Consider the following 17828-nt stretch of genomic DNA (forward strand, 5'->3'; position numbering starts at 1 on the left):
ATGGAATATGGCGACTAAACTTCCGAAAGTACCTGTCGTTATCGTCGGAATGGGCTGGGTTGGCGGCATTATCGCTGCAGAATTGTCCAAAGCCGGCATTCAAGTGGTCGGGCTCGAGAGAGGGAAGGGGCGAGGGACGCAGGATTATTTTCATGTCCACGATGAGCTTCGATATGCCGCTCGCTACGAGCTGATGCAGGACTTGTCCAAAGAAACGGTGACCTTCCGAAACACCTATAAAATGCGAGCACTGCCGATGCGCACCTACGGTTCCTTCCTGCTTGGCGACGGTCTTGGCGGCGCTGGCGTACACTGGAATGGCCAGTATTATCGTTTTCTGCCATATGATTTTGAAATCTACAGCAAGACGGTTGAGCGATATGGGAAAAAGAAGATCCCCGTTGGCATGACGATCCGCGATTGGGGAATTACATACGACCAGCTTGAGCCGTATTACGTCATGTACGAACAAATGTCAGGGATATCAGGCGAGGAAACGATACCCCCGAATATTGGCGCGATGTCCAAACCGTTTGCTACGCCGCCTATGAAAAAGACACCGGGAATGAAGCTGTTTGAGGAAGCAGCCACTAAGCTTGGTTACCATCCTTACGTCATTCCTTCTGCAAACTTAACGGAGGTTTACAAGAATCCGGATGGCATCGAACGCGCAGCCTGCCAATATTGCGGCTACTGCGAACGGTTCGGCTGTGAATATGGAGCGAAGGCGGACCCTGTCGTCACGGTGCTTCCAGTCGCTCAAGCATCCGGAAAGTTCGAGCTGCGCACGCACTCGAATGTGACTTCAATCCTGCACAACGGTACGAAAGCAACAGGTGTCACCTACGTCAACACGCCGACCGGGGAAGAGTATATTCAACCGGCGGACGTTGTGATTCTAGCCGGCTATGTGTTCTCTAATGTGCGTTTGCTGCTGATGTCCAAGCTTGGCAAGCCGTATGATCCGGACTCGGAGACAGGCTCTGTCGGCCGAAACTATGCCTATCAGGTGAATGGTGCCAGCACGAGCGCATTCTATGAAGACCGTGAATTCAATCTGGCGATGGGCGCAGGTGCTCTGGGCAGCAGCTTGGACGACTTTAATGGCGACAACTTTGATCACAGCGATTTGAAGTTTCTGCATGGGGCCAATATCCGTTTCACTCAGACGGGACTGCGGCCCATTCAATACCAACCGGTTCCAGCCGGTTCTCCGAAATGGGGTGCGGAGTTTAAGAAAGCTACCATTCACAATGCAAACCGAATCTTATCTGTTACCGGTCAAGGGGCAAGTATGCCAAACCGCTACCACTTTCTTGATCTGGATCCGGAATACAAGGATGCCCTTGGACAGCCGCTGCTGCGTATGACGTTTGATTTTGAAGAACAAGATCGGGAGCTTGTTAAATTCATTGCGCAGAAAACGAAGCAAATCGCAGATGGCATGAGCGCCACGAAAGTTGAAATGCATGACGCGCTCAAGCAGTACAACATCGTTCCGTACCAATCCACTCATAATACGGGCGGGACGATCATGGGCAGTGATCCGAAGACGTCGGTCGTGAACAACTATTTGCAAATGTGGGATGCCGAAAATGTGTTTATTTGCGGGGCTTCCAACTTCGCACATAACAGCGGCTATAATCCGACGGCAACGGTTGGCGCCTTTGCTTACCGGGCTGCTGAAGGGGTCCAAACCTATCTTAAGAAAGGAGGACCTCTAGTGTGAGCAGCGGTAAAGGCCAGGCGACAGAGCTGCTGGACCGTGATTTGATTGTTCACTTGTCGGAGCTGCGCAAACGTCTGATCTATGTTGCGTTATGGTTTCTGGTCGCATTTGCTGCCGGGTTGTTCGAATCACCGCGCATTATCCGGTTCATCAAGTCGCATCTAGGCGGCATTCAAGTGGAATGGAGCGTTTTTGCCTTATCGGATGGGCTCGTTGTGTACATGAAATGTGCGCTTCTGATTGGGATTACGATCACGCTTCCATTCCTGATGTATCATTTCTGGGCATTTGCGAAACCCGGGATGACGGAATCGGAAGCAAGAGGCACGCTGATCTATGTACCGATGTCTGTTCTGCTCTTCCTGTTAGGAGGGTCGTTCGGGTATCTGGTCGCGCTGCCGATGATGATCCGGTTCATGATCAAGCTCAATCAATCGATGGGAGCCGCCGAAGTGTATGGCATTCAACATTACATGTCGTTCTTGATCAGCTTCCTGCTGCCGATGGGAATCGCCTTTGAAATGCCGCTCGTAATGACATTTCTTACCCGAATCGGACTGCTGACACCGGAGAAAATGAAGCAAGTTCGCAAATACGCGTACGTCAGTTTAGCCGTTCTCGGTTCATTGATTTCACCGCCGGATTTCGTTTCCCATTTGTCCGTCACCGTGCCGCTTATTCTTCTATTCGAGATTAGCGCACTGGGATGCTCGATTTACTACAGACGGAGGCTGCGAATTGCCATGCACCCAGCTCAGTAAAATAATTTAACAATTGGAGGTGCTCCTATGTTTAACAATATTGGCATATCGGGGCTTATCATTATTTTCGCCATCGCGTTAATCGTGTTTGGCCCTGCTAAGCTTCCTCAGCTTGGACGTGCGTTCGGGGACACGCTGCGCGAATTCCGCAATTCCACCAAAGGGATTGTCGATGATACCCCGGAAGAGAAAACAAACATTATCGAAATCGAATCCAAACATTAACGAGCAAAGGAAGATCAACAATGAAAATACGATTACTGGTCATTACAGCGGCATTGGCAATGGCGGCTATGGGGCTGACAGGATGTGGCGGTTCTGATTCCGATAACAACAAAGGTAACAACACCGGCAACAACACAAATAACGGAGCCAACACAGGGACCAACACGGGGGCGGGCAATAATGCCGGTGGCGGCAATACGGTTACGGTGAAAGCTTCCAATTTCAAATTCGATCAAGAGGAAATCCACGTGAAGCAAGGCGATAAAGTGAAAGTCACGTTGCAAAACGAGGAAGGATTACATGGTTTTGCGATTGATGATTTCGACGTAGATATTAAGGATAATGGCGGAACTGCGGAATTTACCGCTGATAAAGCCGGCGAACATACTTTTCATTGCTCCGTAATGTGTGGTTCCGGACACGCGAAGATGGTTGGGAAGTTAATTGTAGATTAATAAGAAACTTACGAGAGAAGCTGCCGGGAACGGCAGCTTCTTTGTTTTCCGGCGGACATAGTGGATTGACGATTTCAACCTCATTGGGATAACATTACGTTAACGTAAGTTATTTGGAAAGAGAAGGGAGAAGGAAGCTGCCCCGATGGAAGTTAACCTTAAATACACGATGGAAGACATCACAGATCGGCTTGGCATCACGGCCAGAACGCTTCATTACTATGAAGAAATAGGTTTGCTTCCTACGGTAAGTCGAACGGAAGGCAGGCACAGGGTTTACGATGAGGAGATGGTGCTTCGCATTCAGCACATCCTGAGATTGAAGGAAGTGCTAGGTGCATCGCTGCAAGAAATTCGTGATATTTTGCAAGCAGAAGCTGATCTTGATCGCCTCAGAGCAACGTTCTATGGTGACTCGCTTACGGAGGACGAACGGGAGAATGTGCTTGATGAAGCGACGGACCGGTTGCAGGACATCATCAGTCATATTAATGAACGAATGGAGAAGCTGCAGCTCTTAAAGCAAGGGTTTACAGAACGTCTCGATCGCGCGAACCGATTAAAGCATCGCTCTTCAGCTGCCCCCGCGGATTGAGTGAGAGGGGAGAACGAAATGGATTCTTCGCGAAAATGGTGGATTTTATCGGTGACGAGCCTTGGCTCATTGCTGTCGGCGCTTAACTTCAGCACGCTCATCATTGCGCTGCCGGACCTGCTTACAGGGTTAGAAGCTTCGCTGCTTCAGGCCATGTGGGTCATGCTTTCGTATATGGTGGCGCAAACTGTCATGGTGCTTATGGCCGGCTCACTTGCTGATCGTTTCGGACGGAAACGGATTTATATTGCGGGGATGCTGCTCTTTACCGTTGTATCTTTTATCTCTGGGTTCGCCGAGCATGCGCCTCTGCTTATCGTGTTTCGGATCTTGCAGGGCATCGGCGGTGCCATGGTTATGGCTAACAGTACGGCGATCGTTGCGGACGCTTTTCCGAAGGAAGAACTGGGTAAAGCGCTAGGCATTAACATTATGGTCATCGCGGTTGGTCAAATTATCGGTCCCGTTCTCGGCGGCTGGCTGACGACTGCTTTTGGCTGGGAGTGGACCTTCTGGTTTAATGTGCCGTTCGGCGTCATCGGCGTCATCTGGGGTCTGGCGGTCATGGGGATCAAGGATGATAAAATTGCCGCTCCTAAAGCAGGCGGATTGGACATTGGCGGCGTAATTACGTATGTCGTTTCCATTACGGCGCTGTTGATTGCGTTGACATGGGGACCTATTCAAAGCTGGACGTCTCCCGTTGTCTGGATATCCGCACTATTCTTTATCGTGCTCTTTCCCGTGTTCATAAGCCTCGAGCGGAGGCATCCCAACGCGCTGCTGCATTTGCCATTATTCACGAATAAAATATTCTCATTCGGTATCCTATCCGCAACGCTAAACGCCATTGCACGGATGGCCGTCATGTTCATGCTCATCTTCTATTTCCAAGGGGCACTGGAGAAAGATGCTCTTGTGGCCGGCATCATGACGATCCCGCTTGCGGCAGGCATGCTCGTCGTATCGCCGTTAGCAGGGAGCCTTGGTGATAAGTATGGCGAGACTACGCCGGCAACGGTCGGCTTGTTCCTTAGTATTTTCGGCTTGGCAGGGCTTGCGTTAGATACGAATCTTGCTACGCCTTTCTGGCATTTAGCGCTTTATATGACAATTATTAGCATCGGCTCGGGGTTGTTTAATTCTCCGAATTCCAGCAGTATAATGAATGCGGCCGGTGCCAAATATCGCGGCGAGGCGTCCGGGATTCGATCGCTCACGACGAACATGGGGATGATGCTCAGCATTGCGTTCTCGATGCCGATCGTGACGCACAGCATTCCACATGAAGCGATGCTGGCTATTTTCTCGGGTACACAGGTGGGCATGAAAGGTACGGAATCATCGTTGAATGGATTCATTAGCGGCCTGCATGCTGTGTTTTGGCTGATGGCGGCGCTAATGGCGCTTGCTGCGGTCATGTCTCATCTGCGCGCGAACAAACGAATCACTAATCATGGATAAGTAGGGAGACTTTCATTGAAATGCCGGATCGAACGATATTATTGAAATTATGGGGCGTTTCGCTGTTATGGGGCGGCAACTATGTTGCCAGCGCTTATATGCTGCGGGAGTTCTCGCCGATATTTCTGTCCTTTGCAAGACTCGTCGTCATGTCGCTATTCTTACTCAGCGTTGCTATGATTCGCCATTCCATGCGGAAGCCGAATCGTAGAGAGATCGGTCTGCTGCTGCTTGCGGGCATTTCCGGTACGCTGATTAATCAGCTGTTTTATTTTACAGGGCTGCAGCACTCAACCGCAGGTAACGCTGCCCTAATTATTGCTTTGTCACCAATTGCTACGACATTGCTGTCGCGTATTTTCCTGAAAGAAGAGATTACGCTGATGAAGATAACAGGTGCGATCGTGGCGCTTGTCGGCGTAGTTTGCATCGTGCTCTATGGCGGCAAGGAGCTTGGCATCTCCAAAGGCGACGTTTACTTGCTAATGGCCATGCTGGGGATGTCGGTCAGCTTACTGTTTATTCGCAAGCTAACCGTCTCGATGTCTTCATATGAGGTGACGATTTATTCCACTGTGATTGGTACGATATTGATGTCTCCAGCCGTTGGCGTTGAGGCATGGAACGGTCAATTGCATGGAAGCCATAACTGGTTGGTATGGCTGCTCCTGATTACAGTAGCTGTCATCGGCCAAGGACTGGCTGGCTTCTGGTGGAACCAAGGGATCGCCGTAGTCGGTCCTTCAACGAGCGCCATGTTTATGAACATTCCGCCATTCGTCGCCATTATCGTAAGCTTCTTTGTCCTCGGTGATCCGATTATGGCCGCTCAAATTGCAGGTGGAATTCTCATACTGGTTGGTGTCGCCATTACGAATATGAAACGCCGTCAGCCTGAGGTGAGAACGGCTGGCATTGATGTGAACGGGTAGTTGGCGAACGCCGCCTACGATCAATGAAAAACACCGCAGACTTTGTGCCAACTACCGGCAAGGTCTTCGGTGTTTTTGCTGTACAGAAGCCTGCGCGAGGGATTGACAGGAAACCAAATGGTTGTATATAATCGGAGACGTAAAGCGAAACCAAATGGTTTCGCATTAACCCGAAAATCAACTAAAGCGAGGGAATTTGAATGTTGTTAAGTGACGTTAATTATGGGGCAGTAATGGTCACGGGATTACTATCTTTGGTATTAGGGTTTCTATGGATGGCAGTAATCTGGAAAAAGCCGTATCAGCGGGATATGTACGCGAATGCTTCGACTCAGCCGAGCAATGCAGCTAAGATGCAGTCCTTTATCATCTATATTCTCGTTTCGTTCGTGACCTCGATCGCATTTGCCGTATGCTTGCAGCTGTGGCAAGCCGGTGGACAAGCATTCGATTATGACGGAGATTCCTTATCAGGTGCATTCTGGTTCACGATGCTTCTAGCGGCAGGTTTTACACTACCTTTCACGGTAGGCAAGAAGGTATGGCAATTCAAAAGCTGGCTTGTCGTAGCTGTCGATACATCTTATGAAATGCTGCGTTTCACGATGCTGCTGCTCATCTTCTGGTTCTGGAATTAATCGCTTCAATCGAATACCCGGTGACTGAGAAGACAAGCTCACACCGGGTATTTTTTCAATGCATCTGCGTACGAATGGAATATTTGCACCGTGAAAGGCATATCTGCCAATGCTCTCTGCATACGAATAGGCGAAGAATGCGAGGAGAGGGATGATGCTGACATGGCCGCGAACGAACAGCAGCTGACGCAAATCGCAATGGCAAATTTGCCAAGTGGTGCGGAGCTGATGTTACTCAACCAGTCGGCCGCGTATGCGGCGGTTTGTGCAGCTGATTTGAATGGAGACCGATTGCCTGAGATTGCCGCGGTATACCGGCTGGGCAACCAGCTTCATTTGGTGCTGCTGCAGCAGAAGAACGGAGCTTGGGAGAAGGCAGCAGATGTAAAGGGGCATGGCCATGGCGTAGCGCAGCTGCTGACTATGCCGGTGCTACGGGCAGGTCAGAACAACCTGATCGTAGGCTGGCAAATCAACGCGCAGTGGTCGAAGCTGTCTGTTTATGAATGGAGCAGGGATGGGCTCAGAGACGTCGCGCCGGCAGGCATGAGCTACAGTTATATGGAAGCGATGGATATGCCGAGTTATCTAGGTCAAGACGGGAAGGCAGAGCTTGCGATCTGGATGCAAAACAGCGGTGAGTCCTACCACATCGACGTGCTTCGCTGGCAAGAAGGAAGCTTTGTTCCTGCTCATGACGTGTACAGCTATTATTTTCCGCATGTCGTGAAGTATTATGAACGGCTCGTATGGAGGTACCCGCAATATCCGCTGTATTGGTACCATCTCGCAGATGCCCAGTATCGTTCCGGTCGTGCAGAACCGGCGTTGGTGTCCGTTCATCAAGCACTCGCTTTCGCTCAACCAACACGGGATACGCTGCTTGAGCTGGAGCAGTCGATCCGCGATGTACTGGAACCTGTAGTTGTAGTCGCAACGCGAGCAGTGGGATTGTTCCCGGCATCGCTCAAGACCGTAAAGGGTATGAGATGGGGCTATATCGACAATAAGGGAAGGATGGCGATTGAGCCGCGTTTTGACGATGCAGGGGATTATCAGGAGAACGGATTGGCTGTGGTCTCCGATAAAGGGAAGTATGGAATCATTAATGCATCCGCTCAGTTCATCGTTCCGCCGGTTTATGATTCGATCGGCACATTCTCGGAGCAGCGCGCCTCGGTTATCGATAGCCAAGGCTTCAAGCTGATCAACGAAAGCGGCACGGTGTTGACGAAGAAGGCATATCCATTTATCGCAGATATGCATAACGGCAGAGCGGTGTTCTATGATTCGGTACCCGGAGCCTCAGGGGAGAATACGATCCGCTATGGTTATTTGGATGCACAAGGCAATGTAGTGATTCCGGCTCAATATGAGGAAGCCAATGATTTTCAAGGAAATAAAGCGCTCGTCAAGGTGAAGGACAACGAATATGCGTTAATTGATCCGGACGGCCGGAAACTCCATACCTACAATTATGCAAGTGTCGGACCGCTTGGAGATGGTTTGTTATCCTTCCAGCGTGAGCTTGCCGGCAAAACCGGGTATATGGATGAAAGCGGGAATATCGTGATTCAGCCGGCCTTTTACTCCGCGTTTCCATTCGAAGACGCCCGCGCCATCGTCAATACTTCAGATGATTTCAGGTCGAATTACGGCGTCATCAATAAACAAGGCGCTTTTATTATTAAAGCAGAGTATAACGACATCCGTAGCTTAGGAAGCGGTCGGTTTGCGGTAGGCAAAGCAATCGATTCCCAGCAGCCCTTTATCGGATCCATTTACGCAATCGCAGACTGGGATGGGAAAGTACTGACGGACTTCGTGTACAGAGACGTCGCCGATTTCAAGAACGGTCTGGCTTCCGCATCGGATGCGAAGCAAACCTTCTTTATCGATCGCACCGGCCATCCGGCGCCAGGTTATCCGCGCGTGAACGGAAGCGGCTCGCTTACACTGGAAGAAGGCGGATTGATCAAAGCATTCGTGGATCAACGGCTCTCCTATTTGGATCGATCAGGCAAGGTCGTTTGGCAGCAAAATACGATCATACCTTTGAATCAGCCTTATTACGTCAAGGAAGAGAAATTCAAACCGAATCGCGATTATCTGGTCTATTATCCGCAGGTGGAGGGGATGGCTGACCATGCCGCAATGCAGAAGGTCAATGCAAAGCTGCGTGAGCTATCGAAAGTGAAGCCCATTCCGGAGGATCAGAAGCTGGATTACTCGTACTCCGGTGATTTCGACGTTTCCTTCTACAAGCAGCAGCTGCTTCAGCTAGAGCTGACCGGTTATAATTATCCGTTCGGAGCCGCACATGGCATGCCAACCAAAATATACGCCATGATTGATCTATCGACAGGCCAAATGTTTGCGCTCAAGGATCTGTTTAAGCCTGGAAGCAACTATGTGAAAGAGCTTAGCGATATCATCGGTAAGCAAATCAAAGAGGATCCGCAATATTCCTACGTGTTCCCGAACACCTATAACGGCATTCGTCCGGATCAGCCGTTCTTCGTCTCCGAGAACGCACTCCATATTTATTTCGAGCCGTATGAAATAGCCCCGTATGCGGCGGGATTCCCTACGTTCACGATTCCTTTTGCCCAAATCAAATCGATTATAGATACGAACGGCGCATTCTGGCGCTCGTTCCACTGATAAGGGGAGTGCTGAAAAGCCGCGATTTCGCGGCTTTTTTCTTTGTGTAAGTGGCTGCCAAGTCTGTATAATGGAATGAAAAAGTTGAAGGAGGGAATATCATGACGCTGCAGCAGCTCCGCTATATTATCGAGGTTGCCAACCGCAGCTCCATCAACGAGGCTGCCAAGCGATTGTTCATCTCTCAGCCGAGCTTATCCAATGCGATAAAGGAATTGGAAGAGGAGATTGGGATCACCATCTTCGAGCGCACGAACAAAGGGATACTGCTATCCAAAGCGGGAGCCGAGTTTCTCGGATACGCCCGCCAAGTTGTTGAGCAGGCCGATTTGCTTGAAAGCCGTTACTTAAACGCCAAACCGGCGCCGCAGCATTTCTCCGTCTCCACGCAGCATTATGCTTTTGCCGTGAATGCCTTTGTTAAGCTGGTGAACGAGCATGGTCAAGACGAGTATGAGCTCGCGCTTCGCGAGACGAAGACCCATGAAATTATCGAGGATGTCCGAAATCAACGCAGCGAGATCGGGATTCTCTATGTGAATGAGTTTAATAAAAACGTGATTAATAGGCTGCTTAAGAATGCGAATCTCATCTTCACAAGCCTCTTTACGGCCAAGGCTCATGTGTTTGTCAGCGTCTACAATCCACTTGCCAAACAAGAAGTGATCACGCTGGAGCAGCTGCAGGATTACCCTTATTTGCATTTTGAGCAAGGAGAATTTAATTCGTTTCATTTTGCCGAGGAGATCCTAAGTACCTTATCCCACCGAAAAAGCATTCGGGTCAACGATCGCGCCACGCTGTTCAATCTGCTGATTGGCTTAAACGGATATACGATCTCGACAGGCGTACTCAGCGCCGACCTCAATGGAAACGAAATTATACCGGTGCCGCTTGCAAGTGACGAGAAGTTACAGGTAGGTTGGATTTGCCATAAGAATGCAGCCTTATCGAAGCTCGCACTTGAATATGTGGAGGCGCTGCGTGAAACATTGGCGGAGTAATGTGAGTGGTATAGTTTTTGACTATAACTAGTAATAGTAAATAGGGGTTACGCTATAGCACCATATCGATGGTATCTTTTTCTTATCAACCAGCATGGTGAATAAGAGGAGAGATAACGATGGTACAGAGTGCAAACCTAGGATATCCGCGAATCGGTCGCAATCGGGAATGGAAGAGAGCATTGGAGCTACATTGGGCAGGCCAGCTGAGTGAGGTGGAGCTTCACGAACAGCTCAAATCGATTCGTCTTCAGCACCTTCAGAAGCAGCAATCCGCGGGGATCGATGTGATCCCTGTCGGTGATTTCACCTATTATGATCAGGTACTGGACACGGCTGCCATGTTCGGATTAATTCCGAATCGGTTTGGTTACGAAGGCGGCAAGCCTGATTTAAACTTATATTTTGCAATGGCAAGAGGGAATAAAGAGGCTACAGCTTGCGAAATGACCAAATGGTTTAACACCAATTACCATTACATAGTGCCGGAGTTGAATGATCTGACCCCGAAACTGACACATAACCGATTGGTGGAGGCGTTCTTGGAGGCAAAGGTCGAGCTAGGCATTAACGGAAGACCCGTTCTGATCGGGCCGTACACCTTCTTGAAGCTATCCAAAGGGTATGCGGAAGGGGAGATAGCAGGCTGGATTGACGCTTTGCTGCCGCTGTATGTGCAAGTGCTTCGGGAGCTCGAGGCAGCTGGTGCTACATGGGTTCAAATCGATGAGCCGATTCTATGTTTGACACTTGGTGAGGCGGAATATCAGCAAGTTTCGCATATCTATGAGGCTTTACGTGAAGGGGCACCGGGGATTCGGATCTTGCTTCAAACCTACTTCGAGGCCGTCGATAACTATCAAGCGGTTACGTCATTACCGGTTCATGGTCTTGGACTTGATTTCGTGCACGACGGGGGAAGGAATCTGCAGGCAGTTCTGGAGAACGGCTTCCCGGCTGATAAAGTGCTGAGTGCAGGCGTGATTGATGGACGTGGGATATGGCGAGCGGATCTAACGCAAAAATGTGATATCCTGCAGCATCTGCGTTCGAAGGTTGCTGATGATCGGATTCTAGTTGCTCCATCGAGCAGTTTGCTGCATGTTCCTGTCAGTGTAGAACAGGAGAGTGGGTTGAATGCTGAGCTGCGTGGTGCGCTGGCTTTTGCCGATGAGAAGCTTGAAGAGATTGTATGGCTTGTAAAGGGGCTTCGCCATGGCGAGGAAGCGATCCGCAATGAACTTGAGGTATCAGGGACGAATCGTCGGACGCTTCAGCATTCACCTTCACGAACGCGCAGCGAGGTTCTTGAAGAGATCGCCGCGCTCAAGTCGCAGCCTTTTGCAAGACCGAGCGCGTTTGCAGTTCGTCGCGAAGCGCAGCAGAAACGTTGGCAATTGCCTTTGCTGCCAACAACTACGATCGGGAGCTTCCCGCAAACGCCGGACATTCGCAGCAGTCGGCACAAATGGCGCAAAGGCGAGTGGAGCGACACTCAATACGAAGGGTATATTCGCGATCAGATCAAGCGCTGGATAGATATCCAAACCGAGCTCGGACTCGATGTGCTCGTCCATGGCGAGTTCGAACGTACCGATATGGTGGAGTTTTTCGGTGAGAAGCTAACGGGATTTGCTTTTACGGCTAACGGGTGGGTACAGTCCTACGGTTCGCGCTGCGTGAAGCCGCCAATTATCTATGGTGATGTGGTATTGGAATCCCCGATGACCGTAACAGAAACGGTTTATGCGCAGTCACTCACATCGCTGCCGGTCAAAGGCATGCTGACTGGGCCGATTACGATATTGAACTGGTCGTTTGTTCGCGATGATATCTCCCGGGAGGAGGTCGCCTATCAGATCGGGCTTGCGCTCAGGAAGGAAGTTGAAGCGCTGGAAGCAGCCGGCATCGGCATGATTCAAGTCGATGAGCCTGCCATTCGTGAAGGATTGCCGCTCAAACGCGAGCAGTGGCCGCATTACCTCAATTGGGCGGTACGTGCTTTCCGCCTTGCTACGGCAACCGTACAGGATGAAACACAAATCCACACGCATATGTGCTACAGTGAGTTTAATGAAATAATTGATGCGATCAGTGAGTTGGATGCCGATGTGATCTCGATTGAGACGTCGCGAAGCCACGGCGAATTAATTGCTGCCTTCGAGCATAAAACGTATGACAAAGGCATTGGCCTTGGCGTGTACGATATTCATAGCCCGCGGATTCCGGCGGTTCATGAGATGGAAGCAATGATCGACCGCGCCTTGCGCGTGCTTGCACCGGATCAATTCTGGATTAATCCGGACTGCGGCCTGAAGACACGCAGGGAAGAGGAAACCATTACGGCGCTGCGGAATATGGTTGCCGCGACGGAATTAGCTAGAGAGAAGTACGGCGTGCGATCGGAGAGCGGCGTTAATTAGAATAGGAATTGGTGATCAAAATGATGAATGACGATGTAGTGAAAGCGAAGGAATGTCCCATTTGTCATAAGCGGAATGACTGTGAAGGAAGCCATGCCTGCTGGTGCAGCAGCGAGCTGTTTCCCAGTGAAATATTCGAGCTAGTCCCGGCGGAACAGCTGAAGAAATCTTGTATTTGCATCGATTGCTTGAACGAGTTTATGAAGGCCTATTCGAATTCGGGGCAATAATAGGGAGCTGAGAGCCGAGGCGTTATCGGTTCTCGGCTTTTTGCGTTGGAATTCAATGTATACAATTGGAAAAATATTCGGTATAGTATTCAATCTGGCTTGCCAATTTTAAGTTGGAGGGATACTACACTTATGTTTCCAGAGATTACGAAACATCCGGATTACTTAAGTCCGCAATCGTTTGCTTGGTGCAAGGAACTAGCTGCAAAGACGGGTAAATATGCGTTTCCTTGGAATGGTGTAGTTGAAGGTATGTCAGGTGAAGACGTGCTGACGGCGAAGCTTGCCGCTATTGTAGGAGGGAAAGTGCTCGATGTTGGCTGCGGTCATGGGGACTACACGAATCAGTGGGCAGCATATGCCGATGAAGTCGTTGGTTTGGATGTGACAGAGGGTTTTCTTGAGACGGCAAATCTCAATCGGAAACCGAATGTCCGTTATGTGAGAGGCGATACGCATAACGCGTTGCCTTTTGCAGACGATGAGTTTGATCTGGCTTACACCAAGAAAGGTCCTGGCAGCTGGTATTCAGAAGGGAATAGAGTCGTTCGTCCTGGCGGAAAAGTGATGCTTTATCATCCCGGTGATGGGAATGGAGAGGGCGGGGAGCTGGGGCTCTGTTTCCCGGGACTGTTTGCGCCTCCGACGGCTGGAACACCTATATTGGATCGCATCCAGGAGCGGTTGGGAACGAGCGGGCTTAGTGTTATCCATATGAATCGGATTCGTGAGACGGTTTGAATTCCGACGGCTGAAGATGTACGGAAGATGCTGTGCTTCGGACAGCGGGCTAGCTACTCGGAGTATGTGAGGGAAACCTGCTTGGATGGGATCGTTTCGCAGTTTGAGAAACATGCCACCGAGCAGGGGATCCGCACGACCGGGTTTTATTATTTAATTGAAGCCGCTGCTTCTGAATAGGAGGCTGTTCATGGGATCGAAAGGCAGAGAAAGCCGACACCAACCCTATCTTTCGAAATGTCGGATTTGCCTTACTCCAAAACGCCGCTCTTGACGACGTTTACGGTAATTTTCGGCTCGATGTGCATTTCGGGATAGACCTTATCCCATTGGATTGTTTTCCAATAACGGTAATGATGCGCTTTTACTTCCAATCCGATTCCTAAGGCGTCGCAATTGGCTTGCTGCAGCTCCTTAATGACTTCCTTCGCACTTTCGTTCAACTTTTGCTCCAAGCGAGAGCCGATATTCTTCAGCATTTTTTCATCGACGTGAACCATTTCGGGCACCTCTACCAGGTCACAAGTAAAGTCGGCACTTATAACTGCCTTGACGGCGCCATTGTGGTTTGTGACGGCAATCTTACGCTTGTCTCGGCTCATAAACAATGAGACGTACACGTTATGGGAGGTACCCTTCTCGGTGATGGTGAAGTAATTAGGGTTAAATTTCGAGAGCATAATGAATAGCATAGCTTCTTTGCTGTCAAGCTCGCCCGTCATCTGCGTGTTGTGGATGAGGGCAAGTCCGGTTAGTTTGGCTCGATCTGTGCCCTCTGGATTGACGATTGGAATCGTAGCGTCAAGACCGCGATTCTTTAGCATCGAGTAAATTAAATAAGGTGATGCCTTCGGAATCAGCCCGTTCTCTTCGCCACTCTGAAGTAATTCGCTAATATACGCACTTGCCATCAATCGATCTTCCGATTTCAACTGCAGTACCTTGCTTGCGAAATCATCCACGATAGCCATTTTGACGTTGATCGGACTGTGAGCTTCACGGTAATACGATTCCAGCGCAGGATACAAGCCTTTTCGTGCCAATCGTTTGTTAACGAGTATGACGCGTGTTTTCCCGAAATCCAGGTCCTGGGAAGCTGTCTTCTTGATTTCCAGGTAGGCCTCGTTGATCGTCCTGCCTTCAGCGCCGATACTTGGCACTACGACCGATGATTTGGATTGGCCCGCTGACTTAATGGTCGGAATGGAAATAGTGAACCGAATCTTCCCATTTTCGAGCAAATCGAAGGCTTCAACATCCTCGATCCGTATCTCCTTCAAATCGCGTTGGTCCCAGCATCCGGTCAACCATGGAACGATGAAAACCAGGAGCATGCTTCTTATGTACGGCTTCATGTTCGAACCCCTTTCCCCCCTGACAGCCATTTTCTAAGGTAGACCATCATCAGCATCATTGCCGGGATCCCGAATGCAGCAGTCGGCGCATAAAGGGAGACGAAGCTTTGGAGGCGGTTTAATTCCGAGAGACTAAGCTCCCGTTGTCCAAGCACGACCAAGATAACCGCGCTCACGATAAGCGCCGGAAGTCTGATTCTCTTCATGGGACTTGCGATTGCAGTCAACGAGGACACAAACAGTAACAGATAGGTAGATAATGTAGTGATAATAAACAGGATCCAACAGGTCATCACAATGAGATCCGTCCGCTCGATGAGCTGAAACGATATCGTTTTGAACTGAAACAGAAGCGGCTCGCGGATGAAACCGAGCATTTCGGAACTGAAAATGACCGTTGAAGAGAACACACAGAGCATATAGATGGCTGTGATCGTGAAATTGCACAATATCCCAACGCGCAAGACCGTTTTAGAAGGCATCTGAAAACAAGGGGATAGCACCAAAAGAATTTCGACGCCAACAAACGACATCATACTCTGCCAAGTGCTGTAGCCGATTTTTCCTAGGCCAGCCGAAAATATAGGCATCACGAAGTCCAATTCGGCATCTTTGAGCGAATAGCAGATCAGCGCGATGAATAACGGAACGAACGCGGTGGCGAATACAGCGAAGCGAGCGAAAACACGCAGCGGATTGGAAAGAAGGTAGGTGCATCCGCCTATGAGCAGCAGTGCCAGCAGCCAGGCCGGCGTATTTGGGTAAGCCCAAATATGCGATATATAAATCCAATTCGCAAGGGCTTCATAACACACGATAAACGAATAAACAGCAAACACCAGAATGAATAAGCGCCCTAAATACGGGCCAACCAGCCGCAACAGCATTTGGAAAGCGGTTTGGCTTCTGTCCTGCTTGCTAAGCATCCAGATCAAGATCAATAGAATGCAATTTAATAAACCGCCGAACAGGCAGGCAATCCAGCCGTCCGACCCGGCATCGGCGCTAACCGCATGCGGGAGGGATAAGACTCCAAGGCCGAATTGCGCTTGGAACAGCAGGCAGAACAACTGAACGGGACCGATGGGCAGTTTCACGGACTTCATGGTTTGTAGCTCCTGACCGGCAAACAGTACGGTACGCCGTATGGTTCCAAGGCAAGGAAGTGGATAAGGATGACGGCAAAACTGAACCCAATACCGTAAAAGCCCAAGAATGTTGCCCCGGAAATAAGTACGAACTGCGCAAGCGTCGCTGAGGAGCGTAGTTCTATGGATGGAATTACAAACTTCCCGATCGTCGTAAGAGCGATGGCAACGATGAGGATGTTGGACACGAAACCGATTTGAACGAGTGACTCACTGATGATGATACCGCCGACGATCCCCGTCATTTGGGCAAGCGTCGAGGGCAGACGGAGAGTGGCCTCAGCAATGAGTTGGAAAATCATAATCATGAGCACCGTTTCAAATATCGGGGGGTAAGGCACGTTTTCCAGGGAGCTTTTGACGCTAAAAACCATTTTGAACGGAAGGACTTCATAATTGAACCCTGCAATCGCGATGTAAAGACTTGGCAGAAATAAGCCAAATAGCAATCCAACTACTCTGACCATCCTCATCAATAACGAGGGCACAGTGCCTTGTATAAGGTCGTCTACCGTCAACATGAACGTATAAAAGGAAACAGGCAGGATTAGGCATGAACTGCTTCGGTCGCAAAGGACGCAAATTCTTCCGCGGGCCAGCAGAGCGGCCGCGAAATCGACGCGTTCCGTGCTCAAAGTTTGCGGAAAAATGGAATGCTTGCTCTCCCGCAGTTGCTTCCGAATTAGGCCGGGGTGCAAGTCGTGTGATGTTGACAAAGCAGATATACGGTTTGCTGCATCATTTACGATACCCGTATCGGCAGTTCCATCCAACCATACCAAAGCGATTAGACGGTTGGCCTTCTTGCCAAGCTTAAAATAACGCACTCTGAGTTCACCGGTAGACAAATGTTTGCGAACCAGATTTAGATTTGTCTGCAAATGCTCAACGAAGCCGTCTCGATTACCGGCTAAGGACCGCTCATTCACTGGCTCCTCGGGAGAGCGACTGTTTTGCAGGTTGGCATCGAAGCTGTAGCAGAGACCCGCTGCTTCGCTGCAGATTATGGCGCTGCCTTCAAGCAGAGCGCCGACAGCATCTTGCACCGAGAGGCACGGCTTTACTTTGGTAGAGGTTAGCAGTTCTTCCATGTGGACCGCTGCTTGCCCATCCCTAGATTCACGCTTTAACTGCTTAAGCAGGCTAAGTTCAATTCTGGCTTTGTCGCACATCGTTTCCAGATATAGAAGGGCGGCTTTGTCTCCGCCTATATTCAGCTCTCGAATGATTAAATCGTCAGTATGAAATAGGGACTCTCGAATCGAAGCAATATCAATGGTCGGCATACGTATCCCTCCTTCTCGGTGTTATGATAACCAGTATTTAGGAATGCATGTATTGGGAGGGAAAATGGAGTTGAATGCCGCTCGGTCGATATGCCCATTGTTGGGAGTGCCAATTCCACGATAAAGTGGAGAGGCTAGTTTGTGAGTTGAGATCGGCATATCCGATGACAGACTAAAC

At 49.8% G+C, this 17828-nt stretch carries 17 protein-coding genes; 14 read left to right on the plus strand and 3 right to left on the minus strand.

Features of this window, described 5'->3' with window-relative positions:
- The first annotated feature begins 7 nt into the window (after positions 1 to 7).
- From AC506A_RS04005 to AC506A_RS04070, 14 genes are all read left to right on the plus strand, one after another.
- Entirely contained in the window at positions 8 to 1729 is a 1722-nt protein-coding gene (locus tag AC506A_RS04005; protein ID WP_495459678.1) for a GMC family oxidoreductase, read from the plus strand.
- Positions 1726 to 2490, plus strand: coding sequence for a twin-arginine translocase subunit TatC (gene tatC, locus AC506A_RS04010; protein WP_495459679.1), 765 nt, complete (start codon positions 1726 to 1728; stop codon positions 2488 to 2490). Before AC506A_RS04005 ends, tatC begins: the two co-directional genes overlap by 4 nt.
- 27 nt (positions 2491 to 2517) lie before the next feature.
- Positions 2518 to 2715, plus strand: a complete 198-nt coding sequence (tatA, locus tag AC506A_RS04015; RefSeq protein WP_494819862.1) for a twin-arginine translocase TatA/TatE family subunit — start codon at positions 2518 to 2520, stop codon at positions 2713 to 2715.
- 20 nt (positions 2716 to 2735) lie between these two features.
- A complete protein-coding gene (locus AC506A_RS04020; protein ID WP_495459680.1) occupies positions 2736 to 3170 on the plus strand; it encodes a cupredoxin domain-containing protein in 435 nt (144 codons plus the stop codon).
- A gap of 145 nt (positions 3171 to 3315) precedes the next feature.
- Positions 3316 to 3765, plus strand: a complete 450-nt coding sequence (locus tag AC506A_RS04025; RefSeq protein ID WP_495459681.1) for a MerR family transcriptional regulator — start codon at positions 3316 to 3318, stop codon at positions 3763 to 3765.
- 18 nt (positions 3766 to 3783) lie between these two features.
- A complete protein-coding gene (locus tag AC506A_RS04030) occupies positions 3784 to 5229 on the plus strand; it encodes an MFS transporter (protein ID WP_495459682.1) in 1446 nt (481 codons plus the stop codon).
- Between the two features lie 20 nt (positions 5230 to 5249).
- Entirely contained in the window at positions 5250 to 6161 is a 912-nt protein-coding gene (locus AC506A_RS04035) for a DMT family transporter (protein ID WP_495459683.1), read from the plus strand.
- A gap of 233 nt (positions 6162 to 6394) precedes the next feature.
- Positions 6395 to 6799: a DUF1761 domain-containing protein gene (locus tag AC506A_RS04040; RefSeq protein ID WP_495460963.1), complete on the plus strand. Its 405-nt coding sequence runs from the start codon at positions 6395 to 6397 to the stop codon at positions 6797 to 6799.
- A 162-nt stretch (positions 6800 to 6961) separates the two neighbouring features.
- Positions 6962 to 9463: a WG repeat-containing protein gene (locus tag AC506A_RS04045; RefSeq protein ID WP_495459684.1), complete on the plus strand. Its 2502-nt coding sequence runs from the start codon at positions 6962 to 6964 to the stop codon at positions 9461 to 9463.
- 101 nt (positions 9464 to 9564) lie between these two features.
- Positions 9565 to 10467 carry a LysR family transcriptional regulator gene (locus AC506A_RS04050; RefSeq protein WP_495459685.1) on the plus strand — a complete coding sequence of 301 codons (903 nt, stop codon included), beginning with the start codon at positions 9565 to 9567 and terminating at the stop codon, positions 10465 to 10467.
- Positions 10468 to 10586: 119 nt separating this feature from the next.
- Entirely contained in the window at positions 10587 to 12890 is a 2304-nt protein-coding gene (gene metE / locus AC506A_RS04055) for a 5-methyltetrahydropteroyltriglutamate--homocysteine S-methyltransferase (protein ID WP_495459686.1), read from the plus strand.
- Positions 12891 to 12913: 23 nt separating this feature from the next.
- On the plus strand, positions 12914 to 13120 hold the full coding sequence (locus AC506A_RS04060; RefSeq protein WP_495460964.1) for a cysteine-rich CWC family protein: 207 nt from the start codon (positions 12914 to 12916) through the stop codon (positions 13118 to 13120).
- 132 nt (positions 13121 to 13252) lie between these two features.
- Positions 13253 to 13861 carry a class I SAM-dependent methyltransferase gene (locus tag AC506A_RS04065; RefSeq protein ID WP_495459687.1) on the plus strand — a complete coding sequence of 203 codons (609 nt, stop codon included), beginning with the start codon at positions 13253 to 13255 and terminating at the stop codon, positions 13859 to 13861.
- 27 nt (positions 13862 to 13888) lie between these two features.
- Positions 13889 to 14041, plus strand: coding sequence for a hypothetical protein (locus AC506A_RS04070; RefSeq protein WP_495459688.1), 153 nt, complete (start codon positions 13889 to 13891; stop codon positions 14039 to 14041).
- A 71-nt stretch (positions 14042 to 14112) separates the two neighbouring features.
- On the opposite strand, the gene AC506A_RS04075 is transcribed toward AC506A_RS04070, so the two are convergent.
- The 3 genes from AC506A_RS04075 to AC506A_RS04085 are packed head-to-tail and all read right to left on the minus strand — an operon-like array spanning position 14113 to position 17650.
- Positions 14113 to 15216, minus strand: coding sequence for a Ger(x)C family spore germination protein (locus tag AC506A_RS04075; protein ID WP_495459689.1), 1104 nt, complete (start codon positions 15214 to 15216; stop codon positions 14113 to 14115).
- Positions 15213 to 16322: a GerAB/ArcD/ProY family transporter gene (locus AC506A_RS04080; RefSeq protein WP_495459690.1), complete on the minus strand. Its 1110-nt coding sequence runs from the start codon at positions 16320 to 16322 to the stop codon at positions 15213 to 15215. Before AC506A_RS04080 ends, AC506A_RS04075 begins: the two co-directional genes overlap by 4 nt.
- Complete coding sequence (locus tag AC506A_RS04085) at positions 16319 to 17650, minus strand: spore germination protein (RefSeq protein WP_495459691.1); 1332 nt, start codon at positions 17648 to 17650, stop codon at positions 16319 to 16321. The genes AC506A_RS04080 and AC506A_RS04085 overlap by 4 nt, the downstream gene beginning before the upstream one ends.
- Positions 17651 to 17828 lie beyond the last annotated feature (178 nt).

The sequence above is a fragment of the Paenibacillus sp. N22P23 genome, assembly GCF_059383735.1.

Bases quoted from the DNA above. Each gene is read 5' to 3' on its own strand.
- AC506A_RS04065 (WP_495459687.1), top strand. From the start codon at position 13,253: ATGTTTCCAGAGATTACGAAACATCCGGATTACTTAAGTCCGCAATCG.
- metE (WP_495459686.1), top strand. From the start codon at position 10,587: ATGGTACAGAGTGCAAACCTAGGATATCCGCGAATCGGTCGCAATCGG.
- AC506A_RS04070 (WP_495459688.1), top strand. From the start codon at position 13,889: ATGCTGTGCTTCGGACAGCGGGCTAGCTACTCGGAGTATGTGAGGGAA.
- AC506A_RS04060 (WP_495460964.1), top strand. From the start codon at position 12,914: ATGAATGACGATGTAGTGAAAGCGAAGGAATGTCCCATTTGTCATAAG.
- AC506A_RS04085 (WP_495459691.1), bottom strand. From the start codon at position 17,650: ATGCCGACCATTGATATTGCTTCGATTCGAGAGTCCCTATTTCATACT.
- AC506A_RS04080 (WP_495459690.1), bottom strand. From the start codon at position 16,322: ATGAAGTCCGTGAAACTGCCCATCGGTCCCGTTCAGTTGTTCTGCCTG.
- AC506A_RS04040 (WP_495460963.1), top strand. From the start codon at position 6,395: ATGGTCACGGGATTACTATCTTTGGTATTAGGGTTTCTATGGATGGCA.
- AC506A_RS04020 (WP_495459680.1), top strand. From the start codon at position 2,736: ATGAAAATACGATTACTGGTCATTACAGCGGCATTGGCAATGGCGGCT.
- AC506A_RS04025 (WP_495459681.1), top strand. From the start codon at position 3,316: ATGGAAGTTAACCTTAAATACACGATGGAAGACATCACAGATCGGCTT.
- AC506A_RS04035 (WP_495459683.1), top strand. From the start codon at position 5,250: ATGCCGGATCGAACGATATTATTGAAATTATGGGGCGTTTCGCTGTTA.
- AC506A_RS04045 (WP_495459684.1), top strand. From the start codon at position 6,962: ATGGCCGCGAACGAACAGCAGCTGACGCAAATCGCAATGGCAAATTTG.
- AC506A_RS04075 (WP_495459689.1), bottom strand. From the start codon at position 15,216: ATGAAGCCGTACATAAGAAGCATGCTCCTGGTTTTCATCGTTCCATGG.
- AC506A_RS04030 (WP_495459682.1), top strand. From the start codon at position 3,784: ATGGATTCTTCGCGAAAATGGTGGATTTTATCGGTGACGAGCCTTGGC.
- AC506A_RS04005 (WP_495459678.1), top strand. From the start codon at position 8: ATGGCGACTAAACTTCCGAAAGTACCTGTCGTTATCGTCGGAATGGGC.
- tatA (WP_494819862.1), top strand. From the start codon at position 2,518: ATGTTTAACAATATTGGCATATCGGGGCTTATCATTATTTTCGCCATC.
- AC506A_RS04050 (WP_495459685.1), top strand. From the start codon at position 9,565: ATGACGCTGCAGCAGCTCCGCTATATTATCGAGGTTGCCAACCGCAGC.